22 protein-coding genes are annotated in these 23,235 nt (G+C 38.9%); 8 read left to right on the top strand and 14 right to left on the bottom strand.

Translation table 11 applies throughout. The features are described from left to right. Window positions 1-64: 64 nt before the first annotated feature. A complete protein-coding gene (locus GBI66_RS13255; RefSeq protein WP_005189006.1) occupies window positions 65-1,096 on the top strand; it encodes an AraC family transcriptional regulator in 1,032 nt (343 codons plus the stop codon). Window positions 1,097-1,113: 17 nt separating this feature from the next. On the opposite strand, the gene GBI66_RS13250 is transcribed toward GBI66_RS13255, so the two are convergent. Continuing rightward, complete coding sequence (locus GBI66_RS13250) at window positions 1,114-2,418, bottom strand: hypothetical protein (RefSeq protein ID WP_228267297.1); 1,305 nt, start codon at window positions 2,416-2,418, stop codon at window positions 1,114-1,116. 429 nt (window positions 2,419-2,847) lie between these two features. Here GBI66_RS13250 and GBI66_RS13245 point away from each other — a divergent pair, with 429 nt between their 5' ends. After that, window positions 2,848-3,726: an SDR family oxidoreductase gene (locus tag GBI66_RS13245; protein ID WP_151716444.1), complete on the top strand. Its 879-nt coding sequence runs from the start codon at window positions 2,848-2,850 to the stop codon at window positions 3,724-3,726. A gap of 49 nt (window positions 3,727-3,775) precedes the next feature. On the opposite strand, the gene GBI66_RS13240 is transcribed toward GBI66_RS13245, so the two are convergent. Next, window positions 3,776-5,185, bottom strand: coding sequence for an iron-containing redox enzyme family protein (locus GBI66_RS13240; protein ID WP_151716443.1), 1,410 nt, complete (start codon window positions 5,183-5,185; stop codon window positions 3,776-3,778). Window positions 5,186-5,628: 443 nt separating this feature from the next. Between GBI66_RS13240 and GBI66_RS13235 the strand changes: the two genes are divergently transcribed. From GBI66_RS13235 to GBI66_RS13225, 3 genes are all read left to right on the top strand, one after another. After that, complete coding sequence (locus tag GBI66_RS13235; protein ID WP_151716442.1) at window positions 5,629-5,811, top strand: hypothetical protein; 183 nt, start codon at window positions 5,629-5,631, stop codon at window positions 5,809-5,811. 93 nt (window positions 5,812-5,904) lie between these two features. Beyond that, window positions 5,905-6,225 carry a hypothetical protein gene (locus tag GBI66_RS13230; protein ID WP_005212099.1) on the top strand — a complete coding sequence of 107 codons (321 nt, stop codon included), beginning with the start codon at window positions 5,905-5,907 and terminating at the stop codon, window positions 6,223-6,225. A gap of 102 nt (window positions 6,226-6,327) precedes the next feature. After that, a complete protein-coding gene (locus GBI66_RS13225; protein ID WP_151716441.1) occupies window positions 6,328-7,005 on the top strand; it encodes a DUF421 domain-containing protein in 678 nt (225 codons plus the stop codon). Between the two features lie 30 nt (window positions 7,006-7,035). Here the strand turns inward: GBI66_RS13225 and GBI66_RS13220 are convergent, their stop codons facing one another. The 7 genes from GBI66_RS13220 to GBI66_RS13195 form a co-directional block, all read right to left on the bottom strand. Beyond that, window positions 7,036-7,263 carry a hypothetical protein gene (locus tag GBI66_RS13220; protein WP_151716440.1) on the bottom strand — a complete coding sequence of 76 codons (228 nt, stop codon included), beginning with the start codon at window positions 7,261-7,263 and terminating at the stop codon, window positions 7,036-7,038. Between the two features lie 51 nt (window positions 7,264-7,314). Continuing rightward, window positions 7,315-7,743, bottom strand: a complete 429-nt coding sequence (locus tag GBI66_RS13215; protein WP_005212095.1) for a hypothetical protein — start codon at window positions 7,741-7,743, stop codon at window positions 7,315-7,317. Window positions 7,744-8,020: 277 nt separating this feature from the next. Further along, complete coding sequence (locus GBI66_RS13210) at window positions 8,021-8,275, bottom strand: hypothetical protein (protein ID WP_005189037.1); 255 nt, start codon at window positions 8,273-8,275, stop codon at window positions 8,021-8,023. 185 nt (window positions 8,276-8,460) lie between these two features. Then, a complete protein-coding gene (locus GBI66_RS19490; protein WP_005189039.1) occupies window positions 8,461-8,622 on the bottom strand; it encodes a hypothetical protein in 162 nt (53 codons plus the stop codon). A gap of 463 nt (window positions 8,623-9,085) precedes the next feature. Next, window positions 9,086-9,628, bottom strand: coding sequence for a glycine zipper domain-containing protein (locus GBI66_RS13205; protein WP_151716439.1), 543 nt, complete (start codon window positions 9,626-9,628; stop codon window positions 9,086-9,088). A 245-nt stretch (window positions 9,629-9,873) separates the two neighbouring features. Beyond that, window positions 9,874-10,353: a hemerythrin domain-containing protein gene (locus tag GBI66_RS13200; RefSeq protein WP_151716438.1), complete on the bottom strand. Its 480-nt coding sequence runs from the start codon at window positions 10,351-10,353 to the stop codon at window positions 9,874-9,876. 83 nt (window positions 10,354-10,436) lie between these two features. Continuing rightward, window positions 10,437-10,889 carry a hypothetical protein gene (locus GBI66_RS13195; RefSeq protein ID WP_005189051.1) on the bottom strand — a complete coding sequence of 151 codons (453 nt, stop codon included), beginning with the start codon at window positions 10,887-10,889 and terminating at the stop codon, window positions 10,437-10,439. A gap of 344 nt (window positions 10,890-11,233) precedes the next feature. On the opposite strand from GBI66_RS13195, the gene GBI66_RS13190 reads away from it, so the two are divergent. Both GBI66_RS13190 and dsdA read left to right on the top strand, forming a co-directional pair. Beyond that, entirely contained in the window at window positions 11,234-11,686 is a 453-nt protein-coding gene (locus tag GBI66_RS13190; RefSeq protein ID WP_151716437.1) for a hypothetical protein, read from the top strand. 82 nt (window positions 11,687-11,768) lie between these two features. Then, window positions 11,769-13,094, top strand: coding sequence for a D-serine ammonia-lyase (dsdA, locus tag GBI66_RS13185; RefSeq protein ID WP_151716436.1), 1,326 nt, complete (start codon window positions 11,769-11,771; stop codon window positions 13,092-13,094). Window positions 13,095-13,154: 60 nt separating this feature from the next. Here dsdA and GBI66_RS13180 read toward each other — a convergent pair whose 3' ends face one another. Next, a complete protein-coding gene (locus GBI66_RS13180; protein WP_151716435.1) occupies window positions 13,155-14,063 on the bottom strand; it encodes a LysR family transcriptional regulator in 909 nt (302 codons plus the stop codon). 247 nt (window positions 14,064-14,310) lie between these two features. Here GBI66_RS13180 and GBI66_RS13175 point away from each other — a divergent pair, with 247 nt between their 5' ends. Next, window positions 14,311-15,468: a YbfB/YjiJ family MFS transporter gene (locus GBI66_RS13175; protein ID WP_151716434.1), complete on the top strand. Its 1,158-nt coding sequence runs from the start codon at window positions 14,311-14,313 to the stop codon at window positions 15,466-15,468. On the opposite strand, the gene GBI66_RS13170 is transcribed toward GBI66_RS13175, so the two are convergent. The 4 genes from GBI66_RS13170 to nirB all read right to left on the bottom strand — a co-directional run bounded on the left by GBI66_RS13170 (window position 15,465) and on the right by nirB (window position 23,230). Then, on the bottom strand, window positions 15,465-16,091 hold the full coding sequence (locus GBI66_RS13170; protein ID WP_151716433.1) for a molybdenum cofactor guanylyltransferase: 627 nt from the start codon (window positions 16,089-16,091) through the stop codon (window positions 15,465-15,467). The two genes, GBI66_RS13175 and GBI66_RS13170, sit on opposite strands and share 4 nt — an antisense overlap. Continuing rightward, a complete protein-coding gene (locus GBI66_RS13165) occupies window positions 16,088-18,868 on the bottom strand; it encodes a nitrate reductase (protein ID WP_151716432.1) in 2,781 nt (926 codons plus the stop codon). The genes GBI66_RS13170 and GBI66_RS13165 overlap by 4 nt, the downstream gene beginning before the upstream one ends. 184 nt (window positions 18,869-19,052) lie before the next feature. Then, window positions 19,053-20,672: a nitrite reductase small subunit NirD gene (nirD, locus tag GBI66_RS13160; RefSeq protein ID WP_151716431.1), complete on the bottom strand. Its 1,620-nt coding sequence runs from the start codon at window positions 20,670-20,672 to the stop codon at window positions 19,053-19,055. Between the two features lie 11 nt (window positions 20,673-20,683). Further along, window positions 20,684-23,230, bottom strand: coding sequence for a nitrite reductase large subunit NirB (nirB, locus tag GBI66_RS13155; RefSeq protein ID WP_151716430.1), 2,547 nt, complete (start codon window positions 23,228-23,230; stop codon window positions 20,684-20,686). Between the last annotated feature and the right edge of the window lie 5 nt (window positions 23,231-23,235).

Genomic DNA, 23,235 nt, shown 5'->3' with positions numbered 1-23,235 from the left:
TATGCCTTCTCTTTAATTCCCTTAATCGCTAATATATCTTTTTTAGCCAAAATATATTCAAAAAATGAAAAAGGGATTTAGTGTTCATAAATATGTTGTTTTGAATAATAGAAAGGGATTCTATTTATGGGCAATGAAAAATGATCAACTAGCACTGTATGAGTCAATTTCAAAAGATTGGGTCGTACTCGAAAATTTTTCAGGAGAACGCATCCCACTTGAAATTGTAAGCCAAGAAATTAAAACCATTGTTACTCTTGCCAATGAGCCAAACTTAGGTCTGAAAGTCATTGATAGTGGTGATATTAAGCTCTCACCTTTTTATAAAATCGTCACACTTTCTTTAGGGCCAGCTTTAAATAAAAATATTCCTTTACCTAGTGCTTTTTTAATACGACTAATTGTTCATTATTTCAAAATTTTGACCGAAGTTGTCGATATTGATCTACAAGAAACAGGACATAGTATTCACATTATCTTTAGACCAAACCTCCCCGAGCTTTTCAGTTACCACCAAGTTGAAGGCGCAATGCTTGCCGTTACACGCATGATCGCCCATTTACAAAACCATTGGCCGAATCAAATTGAGTTTGAGCATAAGCCTGATCTTATTGATCTTGGAATTTATTTAAAAACATTTAGGACTTACCCACTTTTTGAGCAAGTAAATAATCAATTAATCTACAATTGCACCGAATATACAGCGTTAGATGCAACCATCTTAATCAATCCGTTTATCAATTCTATTGAAAAACAATTTCCTGAAATCTCTTATAAAGAGAAAATAAACCTCGTCATTTGTACGACGCTAGGTTTCCTGAGTCCGAACATAAAAACCATAGCAAACTCATTGAGTATGAGTGTTAAAACCTTACAAAGGCGATTAAACAGTGAAAATACGACCTTCAATGATATCTTGCTCGAGGTCCGTAAAAAGCGAGTGATTGAATATCTTGTAGCACAACAATTTACCTCACAGCAAATCAGTGCACTATTGGGTTATAAGGCAAAAAGCCAATTTTTAAGAGCATTTCAAGTCTGGTTTGGAATGACTCCAAAACAATATAGGGCGAGGCTATGTAACCCCACCCCATAATTCGTTTTTTTATCGCATCAGAAATTTAATTTTTGATACGGATTACAACCCAGTGCTTCGAATTCTGCTTGAGTGTAATATTGTGCCTGCGGTAAATATTCACCCATGATTGCCTGCTCATCTCCAGGTGTTTGGGTATTTTGAACTGCATTGTGAAAATGACTTGATGGCAACATATTGCGAACAATCACTCGGGCATCATTTTTATGATCCGTATGACCTTGAGCGATAGAAAAACCATCACCATTCTCAGGCCATTTTAAGAATTCAACACCACATGCTTTTGTTGCATTACTTGGACGATCACGTTCTAAACCCGTCACAATAGTATATTTACCATCAGGATTAATCGTAATATTTTCATCATACAAACAATCTGTTACTTTCTGCGAATAGAACTCATTCTGACACATCGACCAATAACGAAGCTGCGTATTTTTACTATCAAAACGTTCCTCTCCATTTAATGTCTTTGGTACAGTAGGAATTTTACCGCGAATGACAACAATCGGTTTAATACTACGATCTAAGAAAGTGGCGATATATTGATTATCAAGATTTGCATAAAAAGCTACTCTACGAACAGGGTTGGTATCACAAATACCGTAAAAGTCACACTGCAAGGTATATGCCATATTATAACTTGATCGCCAAATTGGAATTTCTTTCGCAGGGTTATTCTTTCTGGCTTGAGCATAGGTATCTGCTGGAACCAGCGGAATAGTGAGTATTTTATTCTCGGTATTTAATGCCATACATGCAGCCTCACCATTTAGGACTTGCCCTTGTCTGGTGGTAAGTTCAATTTTAGGTAAACTCACTCCACCGAGAAGATCTTTCCCTTTGTTGGGTACATATACACGATATGCTAGCACTGCCGCCTCACCGTCTTTTGCTGCATCATAAAGTGTATTGGCTGTTCGAATTGTGGGTACATCACCTGCAGCAATAGTTAAAGTATATGCGCGATTTGGACTATTTCTGATATTCCCATCAACAAATGGATTTACTGCATTTTTATTTGGAATAATGCTGCTATCGCTAATCGCATCGGCTGGTGATGCATCTGTTTTATAGCTGTTAATCGACATATATCGTGCATAAGGGAAATCGCCTTTGATTCTAAGCGTGGCACCTTCAGGTAGGGTGTATTTTGCACTCCAATAGCTGCTCCCCGTATCAGGATAAGCAAAATTCGTTTCAGGATTTTCTATGACATAAGGTCCTTGCCAAAAACAGTCACTTGTTTCTGCAACTGGTGGCGTGACCAATCCAACTTCTTCATTTGAGTTATTTCCACAAGCACTTAAACCAAACGTCATCAAACTAAGGCATGCAATAAAATTAATGGTCTTAAATATATGTCCTCCTAACATTTTGCTATCGACCTAAGCAATGATAAAGAGGCACATTTTGTAGATAAGACGTTATTGACGACACTTTTCCTTGTTAAGGTCGCATTTAACGACAAAATAATAAGGCTTAAACATTTTTAGATATTTTGAGGGGGCAAGTGAGAACTAGTAAAACATGCTGCAATGAATCAAAAATTTTTAATTATGCAGATTATTATATAAAGATTTTTTATTAATAAGTTCTACTCAACTTTATAACCAGAAAATTTATATTGCTTTACTTCCCCTACCTAAAAAATACAAATAAAACCAATCAGAACATAGTCCTTACTCAAGTTAACAAGTTTTTAAAAGATGATTGAACTTATTGTGTTTAAGTTTAAAGGACGCTAAAAAATGAACAATAAATCGAATCATTATCCTACTTCCGCTCCAGCGCAACATCAACAGCACCAATCTGGTAGCCAAGCAGCAATGCATCCAGAACCTGAAATTATTAAGAGCACGCATCAAGGGAGCAACAAACTCAAGAATAAAGTTGCCCTAATTAGTGGAGGAGATAGCGGTATAGGTCGCTCTATCGCTGTACTCTTTGCGCGTGAAGGTGCGGATATCGCTATTATCTATTTAGAAGAAGATGAAGATGCTAAAAAAACCAAACAGCTTGTAGAACAAGAAGGCCAACAATGTTTACTGTTAAAACACGATATTACCGATCCCAAAGTGGCAAAAAAGTGTGCTGAAGAAACAATAAAAGCTTTTGAAAAGATTAATATTTTGATCAATAATGCTGCTGTGCAATTCCAGCAAAAAGAAATTGTAAATATCAGTACGGAACAACTCGAAAAAACCTTTCAAACAAATATCTTCTCCATATTCTATTTAACTAAAGCTGTGCTTCCCCATTTAAAAGAAGGCGACAATATTATTAATACGACAAGTATTACCAGTTATCACGGCCACGATGAACTAATCGATTACGCCAGTACAAAGGGTGCAATCACGACATTTACCCGTAGTTTATCCAATAATCTCATGAAGCAAAAAAAAGGAATTCGTGTAAATGGTGTGGCCCCAGGTCCAATTTGGACACCTTTGATTCCAAGTAGTTTTGATGCTGAAACCGTCGCCAAATTTGGTCAAGACACACCTATGGGCAGAATGGGACAACCAAGTGAAGTTGCTCCAGCATATTTATTTTTGGCCTCTGATGATGCCAGTTACATCACAGGACAGGTTATTCATGTCAATGGTGGTGAAATTGTCAATGGATAAGCAAATAAAAAGCCTCCAAAAGGAGGTTTTTTATTTTCATCAAAACAGGCTAAGGGAAAGCGTTTTTTAAATAGGGAAATAGCAACTCTACGTATTTTTGGGTACTCCACAAACCAATACTTTTATGATGAGATTCTGGTGCCAAGAATGGAGCCAACTTACACAACTTCAGTCCCCAATTATCTGTTTGATTGATCATTTTCTGTAGATTTTCCAGCTCACCATCTGAAACATAGCTAAATAGAAAATCATGTAAAGGTTGATCTTTATTTATACTCTGATGATAAGGAAGAACCGTTGTCGAGTATTGATCGCCAGCAATCCAATCATGAATAATCTGTCTTTCTGCGGGAGTAAAAACACCGTACATCTTTCCATCTTCATGACTAATCATTCGCCAAAATATACTTTCTTCAGGATCAAGGTCGAATTTAATCCATTTTTTCTCAACCAGTTGCTGAATAAATTGACTAATTTCCTGTGGATTTGCTAACCACTGATTAATAGATTTACATCCGATCAATTGCTTTTGGTTATGCACCAATTGGCCAATTATTGCTTTGTGCTTTAAGATTTTATGAACGAAGCTTTCTAGATCCAGATTTTGAATGACCTGTGTGGATGAAATGCCATTTTGATTTAAGGCATAACCACGTTTCACCTTATCCATAAAAATCGTTTTATCTTTATATTTCCTATAGATATTTTCCAATATCTTCAAGGATTTATACGCATGACCATTGGTGAGATTATCAATCGTAATGTGTAAATTGAAGTATTTGGCATCGATAGCTAACTCTTTGAGTTCATAATTGCTAATTAAAAGATGCAAAGGGAGTTGTTCATATCCTAGATTAAACCCAATGATCTCAGGAATATACTCAGGTGGTGCGTATCCTAAAGCCAATTGAATTGCGGCTTGATGGTAATATTCATCATGAAGAAAAAATTCAAAGTCATCTAAACCTAAATTACGAAGCAAATCATCATATATACACACATGATTTGATCTCACCTGCCCTAGCCCTAATTCTTCCAAATAAATCACAATAAGATCATGAAATATCGGATCATTCCAATAATTGACTATACTATATAACCAAGAACCATCAACTTTTTTGGTCGGTGCCACTTTAACCAGAAACTCAAAAGCCTGTCCTATATTTTTAAAGTACTGACGTTCTTCTCCAGACTTTCTCTTAGATAAATATTCTTGATAGCTTTGACATACTTTTCTGTTTTCAGATTGATACCAATTTTTTATTTCCTCAATATTATTGGGTATCTGTGATTTATTTACGTTAACCGCTTCTAATTCATGAGTTAAAAAGTTAACGGCTTTCTTTTCTTTTTCAAAATTAGATATATCTCCATCCAAAAAGAAACTAACTAAATCGTAATAATTCTTATGATCGTCCTGTAATAAATCAAGTAATCTTTTCTTTACGACTACTGGCATTTTCATTCTCCGAATCGAAAATATAAAATCACATTACCTTCTCCACTCCTTACTCTTACTTTAATTTTGTTAATTTCGGTTAATATTGCAACAGCATTTTTGCCAAAAAACCATTCATATCAAAACCATATGTTTTGCAACGCTTTACATTCTAATGTTTTGAATTATTCATTTAAAAATAAATCATAAAAATATCTAAAATAATGCTAAATAGAACCAATCTGTTGCAACATGTAATTAACGTATAAAGTTACATTAATACTGTTTTCAGTTTAAAAACAAAAACCAAGATAAGTTCTTAAAAAACAATATCTACCAACTTTAATTAAGTTACATTTAAATATAGTGAAACAGCCCAGCTCTACTTAAAATAAAAAAATATGTTTTAATTAAATCATCTGATTTACTCAGATAATATCTAAAACCAAATGAGGTGTACGATCATGAGTAATACAAATAATCAACGCAATGATGAGCGTAATAATCCACAGCAACAACAGCAGAACCAAAACAATGACAATCGTCAACAACAGCAACAACAGCAAAATGACAATCGTCAGCAACAAGGATCTCATCAAAAAGATTCTAACCGCCAAGGATCAAACCAAAATAATCAACAGAAATAACTTCTGATTATTTTGATCCACAGATATTTAGGAGAATAATAACAATATTCTCCTAAATTTTATCTAATCTGCAAAGTTAGCTGGAGAGTTATCATGACAAACCCCAATTTAACCAATACGAATACTCAAGCTTCACGTGTAAATATCGATCCCAATGATCATTGGCGCCAAAGTTATGTGACCCGCCCTTATTATCAAGAAGCTTCACTCGATACACCAGACCTTGATTATGATCGAGATTTTTCCAAGGCTTATGAGCTGGGCAGTCGTGCACGTTCTGAACACGACCGTAACACTCAGTTTGAAGATGTTGAAGGAAGCCTCAAAGAATCTTGGGAAGAACTGAAAGCCGAATCAAGATTGAAATGGGAACAAGCGAAGCAAGCCATCAAAGATGCTTGGGACAGAATATAAAGTCAATGATGCGACAAAAAAATGAGCTTATTGGAAACATAAGCTCATTTTTATTGCGTAGAATATATAGACTTACCAAATATAATAAAGAGTATCTAATTAATGGATTTAATAGGTATCTTCCTCCACGACACAACATGGACTCTGGTTCTTGAAATAATCATTCGATGTTGTGTGATGTTCCTCCTAATCCTGATTTTTCTAAAACTTTCTGGTAAGCGTGGGATTAGACAATTATCTATCTTTGAAGTTGCCATCATTCTTAGTCTTGGTAGTGCAGCTGGCGACCCTATGTTTATTGATGATGCGCCGATTGCTCAAGCTTTTGTAGTGATGTGCACAATCATTATTTTATATCGCTTTGTCACTTGGGCAATGATGAAGAGTAAAAGCGTGGAAATCCTTTTGGAGGGAAAGCCCCTGTGCATCGTAGAAAATGGGTTATTAGTGATACAAGATATGCAGAAAGAAAAATATTCACACGATGAATTCTTTGCTGAAATGCGTCAGAAAAGTGTTGAACATTTGGGGCAAGTTAAAGTTGCCTTACTAGAAACCGATGGTTGTTTAAGTATTCTGTTTTATAACAAAGAAGAAACCAAATGGGGCTTACCCTTATTTCCTCAACATTATCAAAAAGCAGAAAAAGTAAATTCTCAGCTTTTATACTCTTGCATGTATTGTGGTATGACTGAGCATTTACATCATTTAGAGCAAGAATGCTCTCGTTGCAAAAACAAAAACTGGGCTGAATCACTGCATACACCACACACGAGCTAAATCTCATTTGATCCACTCACGACTACACCTTTAAGTTCCTATTTTAAAAATTTTTCCAGTGCGTGGATGGATAAATGTTAAGTCATCATTGAGTTGAATCACAGTATCTCTAATGACCACTTTAGACAATGGTGACCATGATAAGTTGCTGATTTCTAAATCAGTATCAGGTTCCTTTTCATAAATTTGCTCGACAATGATTTTATCACCTGTGTCACTCCTGGCATCGACTTCTTTCAACATATATTGTTTTCCCATTTTTAAACCCCTTCAATATAAATTAGTAAAGTTTGGGTAAAATTTCATATATCAGACAGACTGCTTATCCTTAAAATATGAAACAATTGCTTCACCATTATTTTTTGATCGATTCACAATATTTCCAACGTCATCATAGTGGTAGTCTGGCACGATCACTTTACTGTTTAAGTGAGCTGCTTTTTTATTCTTGGATATTGTTACTTTCTCAATAAAACTGGCAAGCCATAGAATATATTCGGTTCTATTTTTACTTTTCGGTAAAATACTAATATCCAAACTCAAAGGTAAGTCTTTTGAATTCATGAGTAGATCTTCAAAATTTATATAATTATAAAGTATTTTAAAATCTGTTTCTTTTATTTCAATCCGTAGTTCAATCATTAAATTATTTAGATCTTCTAAAGGTTCATCTACAAAGCCTTTTGAATTTTTAACATTCAAATATATTTTTTCTGCTAATTTTAAATATTGAGGCATGAGATTATTCCTTTAATTTTTCTATTATGCGATTTTGCTCTATTTAAAGTAATCAATTGTTAATATTGTTTTGACTTATGCTACTAAAATAAAAAATTGTATACATAAAAATTACAAGATAAGTGCCAAGAATATCAGTTATAAGAAATAATGAGCACTACGTCACACAAAATCAAAATCCAGCTTTATATTTTTTCGCCTAAAACGACTGAAAAAGCTGAAGTTATTGTCAAAACTTCAACCTTTTCCTATAAACTTTTGTATTGAGTATTAACAGCTAAGGGGTTTGCTGCGTGGTGGCGCTGCCAGTATGTGCATCGGATGTACCATGTTCGTTTGTTACAGGTGCTGAAGCATCATGCTGCATATCATCGTGTAACTGATTACTGTTTGGCACAGGTTCAGCTTCCATCGAATGAGGTGTTGTTGTTTCCTGTCTAAGCGCTGAATTATCTGCTGTTTTGTTCTTTTCACATGCTGCAAGTGTGAAAACAAAACTTAATGCTATACTTTTCAAAAGTAAATTCTTCATTTTCATTACCTCTCGCTTGTTTAAGATTTCACTAAAATAGATAGAAAATCATGCGCCATCAAAATTATTATTTGATGCTATTTCATCACTATTTTTTCGATTATCTCTGCTTAGTTCCATTTATTTATATTCCAAGGCTATGGCTGGTATAAAAGAAGCTTGTAACCAAGCTTCTTTTTTCTAATCTATTTGAGAAACTTACTCAGTACCTTTTTACCTTTCACATCATCAGCAACATGAATATCCTCATCTCTTTTCTCATCCGACAATTTAGTTTTATCCTTATGAGACTTATAATAGCAGCCTAAAGCAACACCTGTTCCTAAAGTAATAATTGTCTTTAACATGTGACACCTCATAATATATTTCAAAAACCCTATACTGCCCATTTTTCATGTAACATTCTCTTCCATTTATTTTAATTTTCTTAAATAATGAAATTTTATGTAATTAATTTAAAAACTTAAATACAACAAAAAAGAAGCAATGGCTTTAAAAATAAGGTCTTATATTTTTAACACATTTCTTAACAAACATCTGGAAACAAGTTCAATCTAAATAAAAACCAAGCGATTAACTTGTATAAACTTAAAGTGCAACCATTTTCACTCATAGACTTTGACATAGATTTTAAATCTCACTTTGTAAAATCAAATATTCGCTATCAGATGAAGGTAAAATTCATATTCGGTTTATTTGGCTTTATCAAAACGATCAGCCTATAGAAAAGCAAATAACAGCGAATATCCCTTCCATAAAAAAACCCTATTCATTTTAGAATAGGGTTCCAAGTATTAGGAATAGCAATCTCTATTTGCTATGCTTTCGATTTCTATCCCAAGCATCACGTGAAGCATGTCTCGCCTCATCCCAAGATAAGCGTGATTCAGCTTTAGCCTGTTCCCAGTTGGTTCTCAATTCTGGTTCAACTTCTTCAAACGCCACATCTGGGTCATAACCATAACGTTTTTCATAACCCACTCTATAGGCATCACGATAATCTCGATCATAATCTAGATTTGGATATTTGGTGTTTGCATCGCGATAATAAGGCTGATTCAGGTAGTTTTCACGCCAATAGGCATCTTCAATGGTAGGGTCTATTGCTTCTCCTACAGCCTTTCCAGCCAGACCACCTACAACTGCACCTACTGCACCACCAACCACAGTACCCACTGGACCACCTACACTCCCTACTACAGCACCTGTTGCTGCGCCACCCGCAGCTCCGATGCCAGTCCCAATAGGATGTGAACCAGGCTCTCCTGTAATGGGATCTGCATTTAGATCTTGTTTAACTTCATCTGGTGCATTTCTAATACGTTCACGATCATAATCATCATGGTTTATCATCTTTATTCTCCTTTAAGAAAAGAATTCACTCGAAACATAATTCTCAATCGGAATTTGAATAAATGAATTGTGTACTTCCACCATAAGCAAGTTTCTTGTTAAAAACAGTGATAACAAATTTTTTTAAGTTAATGTTTATCACTTATGGTAAATAAAGAAATATTTTGAAATAGGATAAATTTTCGAACTTTTAAAATAAAAACCCCTCATATTGAGGGGTGAATATTTTTATAAACTTTGATGATTTAAGTAAGACTGTCTTTGTCTTTATTTAAATATTTTACGTATTCTGCATGATACTGTTGAGCTAATTCTTTTTTCTGCCGATCAGGTAAAATTTTTCCTGCTTGTTGAAAAAAACGATGCTCTTCTTCCTCTAAATGATGATGAACGACATGTGATAACTTTTTAGCGAGACTCAACCAGCCAGTATGACTAAATTCCGTTTCTGTAAGTTTTTCCAGCAGCTCATCCATTTCATGATGCTCTGACAAAGCATGCCGCGTAATATTCAATCCAGCATCTGACATCATCAATGGAATGTATAAATATCGATCCTCTGCGACAGCATGGGCGAACAGCTCATTTTTCAGAAGCTCAAAAAGTTCTCTTCTTTCTGGGCTATCACCCGAGGTTTTAATTAACTTTTCTGAAAAACTTCTTTGTTTTTCATGGCTCTCACGTAAAACTTCAAATATTGTCAATGCATTATCGCTCTTTGGCATATCCTACACCTTGATTTGAAAGACGTTTTTTCTTCTCATAAAGATAGTTTTTAGTTAAGTCGTAATGAAATCTTTTATAGATTTCAAATACCTTTAATTTCATCAGCAAAATCATCACTTCTAAAGTAAGAAATAATTCTTTCCCCGCTATGCTCATTTCGCATATCCAAAATAACATTTGGGTCACTTTGAAAAGTAAATTCTGGAGGGATATCCTTATGTATAGGTGGTAAACGCTTCACCCCACCTTCTGTTATTTTTTCAATAAATCCCGCAAGCCATAGAACAAACTCATCCTTGTGTTTATAACTAGGAATAAGACTAATATCTAGACTGATCCGCCCATCTTTAACAGGTTCTTTAAATCCATCAACAAAATCGATGTAGTTATAAATCAACTTTAGATCCGTATCGATCAACTCTTTACGAATTTGCTTAATGATCAGATTTAAACAGTCTTGTTTATCAATCATAAACTGATCATTTTGCTCAAATTTTCGATAGATGTTTTCAGCAATTTTCAGATATTGAGGCATTTCTTTCCATCCTCTCAAGTTATGTACTTAGTTTTATTATGAAATGGAAATTATTCTTATTTGTAATGATTCACTTTAAACTTGTAAAAAGTATGATCATTATGCAATTTTTTAACATTTCGTAATAATAAACGATCAGCAACTCTCTTCTAAATTTCAGATTTCTGGTTCATAAACAACAAAAAATACACCTGAAATTTCATTTGTAAAACAATCGTTTAATTAAAACCAGTTTAGCTTACATCAGCTAATAATTTTAACAATTCAGTAAATAAATTAAGTTAAATCTTACATTTAATACCCTTAACTTGGAAGAACACTTATTAGCAAAAGAATTAGAGCATATGGCTTATCAAAATGATATTCAAACCCTGACAAATATTGCCCAAGCATTTCGCGAAGCTTTAGATCAGGTCACTCATGGCTTTATCACTGGAGCATTTAACAAGTTTCCAAAAGAATGCGGTGCAGATGCATGTGATCTCTTGCAGTACTACTTACTCAATGTTCACGCGATCAAATCGGACTATCGGGTTGGCAAGGTTCAAATTTCACCTCAAACGCCTGAAATTGCTCACTGCTATCTGCTTGTGAATGGCATTATAGTTGATATTACTGCTGACCAATTTCATCAAGAGTGGTTTGCCAAAGTGATTGTATGTGAAAGTAATGAATATCCCCTGATTCCTTATTTTAAGTACGTCCGTAGTAAGTCTGGTCAAACACTGGTGCCATTGAATGATTATTTGGAATCTATTTACAGACAGGTTATAAAAGTTTTACAGGCTAAAGTGTGAAAAACAGTACATCCAAAAGACAAATTACTTTAGGCTGTATATCGTCAAGCATTAACTTTCTTTAGTTTTTTTGAGTACGCTTATGCAATATGAACAGATCAAACAACTTGCAGCAGAATATCCTATTGTTAAAGACTTAATTGAACTAAAAGAGACGATCTGGTTTAACCCGTCATTCACTACACTTGAGCAAGGCTTGCCCTATGTTGGGCTGACACAAGCCGATATTGATGATGCACGGGACCGTTTACAGCGTTTTGCACCCTACCTCATGGCGGTTTTCCCAGAAACGAGTGTAAGCAAAGGCATTATCGAATCAGAGCTGATCGATATTCCGAATATGCAGCAGGCACTTGAAACGCACTTCTATCAGAAAATCACAGGCAAACTATGGTTGAAAAAAGACAGCCATCTCCCCATTTCTGGATCAATTAAGGCCCGTGGTGGTATCTATGAAGTGCTTTTTCGAGCCGAGCAACTTGCTCTACAAGCCAATCTGCTCAGTATTCACGATGATTACTCCAAACTGAATAGCCCAGAATTTAGAAAGTTTTTTAGTCAATACAGCATCGCGGTCGGCTCAACAGGTAATCTCGGCCTCTCGATTGGTATCATGAGTGCAAAACTCGGCTTTGATGTGACGGTGCATATGTCAGCCGATGCACGACAATGGAAGAAAGATAAATTACGTGCTCATGGCGTAACCGTGATTGAATACGAACAAGACTACGGCATTGCGGTGCAAGAAGGCCGGAAAGCGGCGTTGAAAAATCCAAATTGTTTTTTTATTGATGATGAAAACTCTAAAACCCTGTTCTTAGGTTATGCCGTTGCAGGTGAACGTTTAAAGAAACAGTTGGATCAACAGCGTATTGTTGTGGATGAAGATCATCCTTTATTTGTTTATTTACCTTGTGGTGTCGGTGGCGGGCCTGGTGGCGTTGCATTTGGCCTAAAAATGGCCTTTGGCGATCATGTGCATTGTATCTTTGCCGAACCCACTCATTCTCCATGTATGTTACTCGGTGTCGCGACTGGCCTACATGATGAAATTTCAGTTCAGGATATTGGCATTGACAATATTACGGCGGCAGATGGCCTTGCTGTGGGCCGCGCTTCAGGCTTTGTTGGTCGTGCCATGCAACGATTATTAGATGGTTTTTATACATTGGATGATCAAACCATGTATCGCTTGCTCGCAATGCTCAACCAGTCTGAAAACTTGAAACTTGAGCCTTCTGCGCTCGCTGGTATGCTGGGGCCAGTTTTAGTTAGCAAACATCAAGATTATAAAAATCTACATCAATTGACTGAGCAGCAGTTACAGCAAGCGAATCATATTGTGTGGGGAACAGGTGGCGGGATGGTTCCTGCAGAAGAAATGCAAAATTATCTAGCAAAAGCATGAGTATGTTCTAGTTAGCAATATAGAAACAGAGAAGTTCTGTCTTCTCTGTTTTCATTTGTACTAAACCAGTATTCCCTCTCTTTTCTCATCCTGCTGAATCATGCCTTTCACATACTCGACAAAATGATGCATATTGGTTGCCCATGTACTCATATCACGATGTGCAATTAGATAGGTATTAATCTGGGCTGTAGCTGAGTCGGTGGGATGAATCTTCACACTTTGGGAAAAATGAGATTGCTGTACATAGCTGATCGGTAAAATTGCAAGGCCAACATCTAGACTGACACAGCTGATAATGCCATCTAGACTACCCATTTCAATCACATTGGCTGCGGGTAAATGATGGGCCGATAAGAACTGATCAATGGCTTTGCGGTAACTACAGCCTTGCTTAAAGGCAATAAATTTCTTTTGAATCAGATCTTCTTTTGTAAGTCGTTCAGGCACATGCTTTGAGGAAATAAGTACCAACTGCTCAGTCCATACATGTAAATTAAACATCCCATCAATCGGTGTATGATGTGCTACAAATGCACAATCCAGCTTGGATGCATGGACCAAATCAATCAAATCTCGTGTGGGTGCTGTCGATAACGCAAAAGGAAAATCTGGGCTGTGCTGTTGTAAATCGCGGATCAACGCTGGCAGTCGAACCGCAGCCGTGGTTTCCATACTCCCAATCGCTAAAGGAAAATTGGCTGTCAGCTGACTATGGGAAAATGTGTCCAACAGCTCTTTTTGCAGATGCAGCATTTTTTCAGCATAACCATACAGTTGTACCCCAGCTCTGGTCGGTTGAATTGGGTTCTGCCGATGTAGCAATTCAACATTCAATTCTGTTTCCAGTTTTTTGATATGACTGGTGACATTGGATTGTACGGTATAGAGCGTTTTTGCCGCCTCGGAAAAACTGCCTAACTTCACCACCATCATAAAAATTTCTAAAGATTTAATCTGCATCGCCATCACTATTAGAGATAGTTTCTATCAATTCAAATCATTTTACATGATTAATAGCGCTTGTTTAAATAGCTATTCATTTCTCAACACCTAAAGATGGGTCAAACAATGTCTGGTACTAAGCTGTTATTTTTAACCTGTATTTTAAGTTGCTTCAGCTATGCACTCTATGTATTTGACTACAAATTTCTTGCCAAAGCACAACCTCTCGCGCATATGAGTCATAGCGACTAATTGGTGGAGTGAACAGGCCATGACTAAGCTAGTAAAAAACAGCAACAACGCCATGCAATCAGCAATCAGTGCCGCCTTGATTATGGCAATTGGCATGGGTTTCGGGCGCTTTGCGTTTACTGCAGTCTACCCCCATATGATTGATGAAGGCATCATTAATCTACAGCATGCCAGTTTGGCTGCTTCTGCAAACTATGCGAACTATCTGTTGGGTGCTTTATTTGCGATCAAGATGAAATCCCAGCAGAGTTATCTCGGTAGTATTGTTGCCACAGTGGGTACCGTCCTTTGTCTGATCCTACTCAGCTGTATTAACACGATTGGCCTAATCATCTTGATTCGTGGTTTGGCTGGCGTTTTTAGCGCTTTTGCCATGGTATCTGCTTCATTATGGCTGCTTGAACAGCAGAAACAAACGCAACAAGCCCCTATCTTGTATGCAGGCGTTGGCCTCGGGATTGCGCTCTCTGCCGAGCTTTTGGTTTTTGGCTCGCATCTAAGTTGGCACAGCAAAATATTATGGTTATTGCTCGGTCTATCCAGTCTGGTCCTTGGTTGCATTGCAATGTTTGGTTTATCGCGGGCTCAACCGAATACTGTTTCAACTCAGCAGATATCGAGCACAAATCGCAAAGTACCCCATACCTACGCTCTGATTTTGATTTATGCCTTGGCGGGTTTTGGCTACATCATTACCGCAACCTATTTACCTTTATTGGTGAAACAGGCCTTACCGAATATTGATGCGGCACAGATCTGGGCAATCTTTGGTTTAGGTGCGATTCCTTCGTGTTTTTTCTGGCATCGTATCCACCACAACTTCGGTACACAAGTCGCCTTATCCTCTAATTTAGGATTACAGGCTTTTGGTGTTGTATTGCCGATCATATTACCCACCGCTTTGGGTTATCTGTTAAGTGCATTACTGGTGGGAGCAACCTTTATGGGAACGGTGACCATTGCCATGCCTGTGGCACAGGATATCGCTCGCCAAGCACAAAATAATTTAATTGCCTTAATGACCGTCGTCTATGGCTTGGGTCAGATCATAGGCCCAATCGTAGTGAATGCCCTATTCACGATCTATCATACGCTCAATAGCTCACTGATTACCGCGGCTGCGGCACTATTAATTGCAGCAGTAATTAGTCTGAAATCAGCTGAGGCGATCCATTAACCAGAAATAGATTGCTTAAAAACCTTCATCTGCTTGTATTGTTGCAGTTCATCTAATGAGTTAATGCTATGACAAAATAGGCCCTGCTTTTGAAATGCCACTGTCTGTGCATCCAATTGTTTAAAACAATCTCGTAAACTCAGTCTATTCTCAGCAATCGCTTGCTCTAACACCGATATACTTTCTCGCTTAAGTAAACAAAATGGATATAAAGCGTCACCATTGATATTGACATAGGCCACTTGCGTCAGCGGTTGCTTTTGTAAAGCACGATGCAGTTTAAACACAACCTGACTAGGAATATAAGTCACATCGCAGGGAATAAATAAAGCATAGTCAGCTTGCAGATGTGACCAAGCACTCTTCATCCCCATCAACGGGCCAAGGAAACCATTTTGATCATCTGCATAGCATCGAATATCAGGTTCAATCTGTTTATATATCGAGTTATCACGGTGGCTATTTACCCAAATGTGTTGAACCTGAGTCTTAAAACTTTCACATATTTTTGACAGCTGAATCTGATCATCAAACTGTTGCAGCAGTTTGTTTGTCCCGTTCATACGGCGCGCTTGCCCTCCCGCCAAGATCACTAGATCTGTAGCGGGATATTCTGTATTCATGCTTCTGCCTCCAATTGACAGGTTTTAATCAGACCACGAATCTCAGGTAAACAAGAACCACAATTGCCACCTGCTTTTAAACATGCCGTGACTTGTTTTTCATGGGTGATGTTTTGCGTTTTAATGGCTTCAATAATTTTATTCTTACCCACTTTAAAACAACTACAAACCAATGGTCCATCGTTATTTGCAGCAGACATTGGCATCCCTGCCAGCAAAGCTTTACGATGCAAGGCACTTAAACGTTCACGTTTAAATAGACTCGCCACCCAATCCCGATTTGGCAATAAATCGACAGGTGCAATATATAAACTGGCAATCAGTATACCGTCTTTTAAAATCACACTATGGCTGAGCTGCGATGAAATGTCCTCCAGACTTAACCATTCATAGGTTTCATCGACAAAAGGCAGGAAGCTTTTCAGATTCTTTTGGGTCTCATCAATACTATGACGATCAGCAATTTCATAACGCATCGCTTTTGCGGTTTTGATCTTGGTCCACCATGCACAACTTTGTAAAGATGTTTTGATATGATGTTCAAAGCCTTCACGTACATAGAGCACCCCTTGCCAAGTGGTATGGAATGGCTGAATCGCAACGGGTGTATGTTTGAATTCAGGTTCACCTGAGATCGCATCCACCACTGGATTGACCACTTTACCAATCCGCGCATCAGAAGCGACTTGCTCAGTCCAATGAATCGGGGCAAAGATTTGGCCACGACGCACACCTTGTGCCAGCGTCACACGCAATACACAACGCCCCCATTGTGAGCGGACTTCCACCAAAGCTTTATCTCGGATCCCAAATTTTAACGCATCATTCGGGTGAATCTCGCAAAATGGTTCAGCGCGATGCGTAGTTAGATTTGCCGATAGCCCCGTGCGGGTCATAGTATGCCATTGGTCACGAATACGTCCTGTATTCAACACCAATGGATAATCTTCGGAGATGGCATGCACTGGATCAATGGCGACAGTAGGAATCAGTTTGGCTTTTTTGTTTTTATGACTAAAGCTGCCTCGATCAAATAACTGTTCAACAGCAATACTTTGCCCTTTCTCCCACACAGGCCATTGGGTTGGACGTAAATGGTTATATTCATCCAGACTTAAATTCATTAGCCCTTTTAAATTGAAATAACGAAAATTTTCAACTTGGTCGCGTTGATCAACACTGGCATTTTGATAGGCCGATAAAGCCGCGTGTTCATTAAAAATGTCACAGGCATTGCTAAACTCAAAACCAGTAAAAACCAGTTTTTTCGCAACTTCTGCCACCGCCCACCAATCCGCTTTGGCTTGCTTTGGCGGATTTAAAAAGGCACGTTGCCGTGAAATACGGCGTTCAGAATTGGTGACCGTACCATCTTTCTCTCCCCAACCTAATGCAGGCAACAACACATCGGCATAGGCTGTGGTATCAGTATCCGCACAAATATCAGAAACCACCACAAATTCACATTTTTCCAAGGCGCGTTTGACTTGATCTGCATCAGGTAAGCTCACCACAGGATTGGTCGCCATAATCCAGATCGCTTTGATTTTGCCGCTTTCCACCGCTTGGAATAAATCAACTGCTTTTAAACCTGCTTGCTTAGCAATCACAGGACTGTTCCAAAAGCTTTGCACCAGATGTTGATGCGAAGGATTATCCAAATCCAGATGTGCTGCCAGCATATTGGCCAATCCACCCACCTCACGACCGCCCATGGCATTGGGTTGACCCGTCATTGAAAATGGTGCTGCACCTAATTTGCCAATTTTTCCAGTGAGTAAATGGCAGTTGATAATACTATTGGCTTTATTCACGCCCTGAGATGACTGATTGACCCCCATCGAAAATAAAGTAATCACTTTTTCTGTTTGAGCAAATTTATCAAAAAACAGCTGTAATTTTTCTGCAGAAATTCCTGTACGTTTCACCAAAGCATTAAAATCTTGCTCGCTTGCACTCGCAGCTAACAGTGCTGCTAAACCTTCGGTATAGGTCTCTACAAAATGATGGTCAATATAATCATGATGGTAAAGATGCTGAAACAGGCCATTAAATAAAGCCACATCCTGACCGGGTAAGATCGGCAAATGTAAATCCGCTTGCTCGCAAGTACTGGTAAAACGAGGATCGACCACCACCACAAATAAATCTGGATTCTTGCTCTTGGCTTGCATGATGCGTTGATACAGTACGGGATGACACCATGCTGTATTAGAGCCAACTAAAACAACCATGTCCGTATGTTCAAAGTCTTCATAACTGGCAGGTACGATATCTTCACCGAAGGCACGTTTATGCGCTGCAACCGCAGACGACATACATAGGCGTGAATTGGTATCAATATTGGCAGTGCCCAAATAGCCTTTTACAAACTTATTCACTACATAATAGTCTTCAGTCAGCAACTGTCCTGAGACATAAAATGCAACGCTGTCTGCTCCATATTGGTCAATGCACGCTTGAAACTGATCTGCAATTTTCTCAATCGCCTGATCCCATGTCGTGACTTGACGATGGTTTTTACGGCCAAACATCGGATGCAAGACTCGAGTTTCCAAGCCTAAAGTATCAGCTAAATTACTGCCTTTAATGCAGAGTCGTCCAAAGTTTGAAGGATGATCCAGATCACCCGCAACTTGTACCGTCGTGCCATGCGTTTTATGTTGGACACTGACATCCACGCCACAACCCACGCCACAATAGGGACATGTTGTTTTTGTAATGATTGTTTCTGCTTGATCGGAGCGACTGTGTTCTAAATTTTGAATACTGTTCATGACTGCCCCTTTGAATCCCACCCAGCCTCCCTTTGTCAAGGGAGGAGTAGCGCGAATTCATATCTTAAATATAATTGAAAAACAGTCCCTCTTTCATTTAGTGAAGGAAGCTACGAATCATCGTCATTACTTAAATCCGTGGCATTCCCCCGCTTTTATAAAGAGGGGGTTAAGGGGAGATTCATCACCCTGCCTTTTTCATAGCAAAATCCTTACCAAATAACAGCTTGTTTCTAAAGGTAGAAACAGGCGTTTGATCTGCAATCAACTCGGCATACCACATCCCATCTTCGGTATCACCAAACAGAACCGCACCAATTACTTTGTCCTTTTGGATAATGATACGTTTATAAATTTGACGCTTATCATCATTAAGGATGATGTCTTCATAATCTTCTTTCGGTTCAAAGTTCCCAGCCGAGAATACATCGACACCACTGACTTTTAACTGCGTTGGTACGGTCGGTGATTTAAAGGTTAAGCTGCCATGTTCAGCCAAATGCGTTGCACAGATAAAAGCCTGTCCCCATAACGGCTCAACCAGACCAAAGGTTTGATTACGATGTTCGATGCATTCACCAACCGCATAGATACTTGGATCAAAAGTTTGCATGGTGTCATTGACTAAAATACCTCGGTTACAACGCAGTCCAGCACTTTGAGCCAAGGCAATATTCGGGCGAATCCCAACCGCAAAAATCACTAAATCTGCGTCCAGTACCGTTCCATCTTTAAGACGGACTTGACTGACATGACCCTCTTCGCCAATCAATGCTTCAGTATTCGCCTCGGTAATAATATTGATCCCTTTTTGCTCAATACTATGGCGCAACATACGGCTGGCACGCCCATCCAACTGACGTTCCATAATTCGATCCATCAGGTGTAGAACCGTCACATTCATACCACGTTGTTTCAGTCCATAGGCAGCTTCCAGCCCCAACAAACCACCACCAATCACCACCGCATTCTTCTTACTTTCGCAATATTTGATCATGGTGTTGACATCATAAATATCACGGAAGCTGATCACGCCTTTTAAATCCACGCCTTGTACAGGTGGAATAAATGGTGATGAACCTGTGGCAATGATCAAGCGGTCATAATCAACACTTTCACCTTTCTCGGTATGTACCACTTTACGGGTACGATCAATCTTGATTGCAGGGTCATCGGCAATAAATTTGATGCCTTTGTCGCTATACCATGCATGTGGATGCAACATGATGTCATCAATGGTTTTTTCACCTGAAAGTACTGGCGACAACATAATACGGTTGTAATTACCCCACGGTTCCTCGCCAATCACGGTGACGTCATAGCGATCTGGTGCCATATCCAGTAGGTCCTCTAGGCAACGCATGCCCGCCAACCCATTGCCAATCAGCACCAGTTTCAGCTTTTCTTGAGCAGCGCCATTGTTGGTAATATAGGTTTTTTGCGGAACAGACCCGACCCAAACACGACCATTTTCAATTTTGGTTGGAAAAACCAAGAGCTTTTGATCTTTGTCTTCCAAACAACGACCCGTCGCTAAACTAAAATGTTGTTTATAAATCGGGGATGCAATCACGCGTTCACCTTGTAAATCGCCAATGATGCCGCGACACATCACATTGGCTTGGCTAAATGGATCTTTATTGCTAAGCGCATAAATCCGCTTTTCGTGACCGACACGAAACAGTGCAACGGATTGACCTTCGATCAGTGCGCCCACACCCGTATTTGGTGTGATGTCTTCCAAAGCACACACCTCGACCCATTGATTTTCTGGCAGCATATCGATGTTTTTTAAACTGGTCATTTGAGTTCTCCTTATGCTTCAACCATTGGGATACGATCGACTGAACGTTCAGCGTCATTCAAAGGGCGAATCTGATCACGTACTTGGGTAAATTGAATATGCGGATCAGCCTGCTGTTCTGCACTGGCATTAATATAGGTTTGGAAACGTTTACGAATCTCTGGGTCTTCAACCGCAGTACGCCATTCATCTTGATAAGTCCCAATCACATGACTCATACGACTTTCAAGCTCTTCAGCCAATCCTAAGGAATCATCAACAATCACTGATTTGAGATAATCCAAACCGCCTTCCATATTGTCACGCCATACGCTGGTACGTTGTAAACGATCTGCAGTTTGGATATAGAACATAAAGAAACGGTCGATATAACGAATCAAGGTTTCGGTATCAAGGTCAGAAGCCAATAATTCTGCATGGCGTGGTTTCATACCACCATTACCACAGACATATAAGTTCCAGCCTTTCTCAGTTGCAATTACCCCAACATCTTTACCTTGCGCTTCAGCACATTCACGCGTACAACCTGAAACTGCCATTTTCAATTTATGTGGCGAACGTAAGCCTTTATAGCGGTTTTCAAGTTCAATCGCTAAGCCCACAGAATCGTCCACTCCATAACGGCACCATGTACTACCAACACATGATTTCACGGTACGTAAAGATTTACCGTAAGCATGACCTGATTCAAAACCTGCTGCATTGAGTTCTTCCCAAATAAACGGGAGTTGATGGATTTGTGCACCAAATAAGTCGACACGTTGTCCACCGGTAATTTTGGTATACAGGTTATATTTTTTGGCAATTTGACCGACAGCAATTAAGCCATCTGGTGTGACTTCACCACCTGCCATACGCGGCACAACCGAGTAAGAACCATCTTTTTGAATATTACCCAAGTAGTAATCGTTACTGTCTTGTAAGCCCGCATGGCTAGGTTCTAGTACGAAATCATTCCAGCATGAGGCCAAAATATTAGCCGCCATTGGTTTACATATATCACAACCTAAACCATGGCCATGTTGATGAATCAAATCATCAAAAGTCTTGATTTCATTGACTCGTACTAAGTGATAAATTTCTTGGCGTGAGTATGGGAAGTGTTCACAGACATGGTTATTGACTGTTACGCCTTGGCGTTGCAGTTCAGACTTTAATACTTGCGTGACTAAAGGTGCACAACCACCACAGGCTGTCGCTGCTTTGGTACATTTCTTCAAAGCACCGAGTGAGGTTGAACCGTCACAAATCGCTTGGCAAATATCGGCTTTAGACACGTTATTACACGAACAAATGGTTGCACTATCTGGCAATAAATCGACACCGCTCCCACCTGCCTTCGCACCTGAATCGGCAAAACCTGGCATGATCAAGCTTTCAGGCGTTTCTGGTAGTGCCAGCCCATTCAACATCATTTGTAGCAGGTCGTTATATTCTTTGGCATCACCGACCAAGACCGCACCGAGCAACTTGGTTTTATCGGCATCGACCACGATCTTTTTATACACAAGGCTATCTTCATCGGCATAGAAATAGCTAAGTGAGTTTGGTGTCATACCATGTGCATCACCGACGGATGCCACATCAACACCCATCAACTTCAACTTGGTGCTCATATCTGCACCCGCGAAACAATGGGTTTCTTCGGCTAAGATATGTTTTGCGGCAATACGTGCCATGTCATAGCCGGGTGCGACCAGACCATAGATTTTATTATCCCACAGTGCACATTCACCAATTGCATAGATATGCTCATCTGAGGTTTGGCAATAATCATTAATTTTAATCCCGCCCCGTTCACCTAACGTTAAACCACTCAAGCGCGCTAATTCATCACGTGGGCGAATCCCCGCTGAGAATAAAATGATGTCTGTTTCCAGCTCACTGCCATCCGCAAACTTCATGATGTGTGTCGTGCTACCACCCGCCTCAATACATTGCGTGGCTTTTTGAGTGTGGACTTTTACCCCAAGATTTTCGATTTTACGGCGTAGCACTTTGCCACCAAGATCATCAATCTGTACCGCCATCAAACGTGGTGCAAATTCCACCACATGCGTTTCCAAATTTAAATCACGTAGTGCTTTGGCTGCTTCCAACCCCAATAAGCCACCACCAATCACCACACCTGTCTTCGCATTCAGACTTGCTGTACGAATCGCATCCAAGTCTTCGATGGTACGATAGACAAAACAGTTTTCACGGTCATTGCCTGAAATCGGAGGAACAAAGGCATACGACCCTGTTGCTAAGACCAATTTGTCATAATGAATCACATCGCCAAAGTTGGTAGTCACCGTTTGCTCAGCTGCATTAATTTCTACCGCTTTGGTATTCAGTCTTAAATCAATACCGTGCGCGTCTGCAAAATCAAAGCGAGCCAGTGATAAGTCTTTTGCTGTTTTACCAGAGAAGTATTCAGTCAAATGTACGCGGTCATAGGCAATACGTGGTTCTTCTGCAAGGATGGTAATTTCTAATTCATCATCAGCTTTCTCTAAGATGGCTTCGATGAATTTATGCCCCACCATACCGTGACCAATCATCACTAATTTCATTGTGT

It is taken from the genome of Acinetobacter sp. TUM15071 (genome assembly GCF_008980925.1).
In the GTDB taxonomy this organism is placed as follows: Bacteria; Pseudomonadota; Gammaproteobacteria; order Pseudomonadales; family Moraxellaceae; genus Acinetobacter; species Acinetobacter dispersus.
The sequence above is the reverse complement of the archived record's forward strand: the minus strand, read 5'-3'. Positions and strand labels throughout refer to the sequence as shown.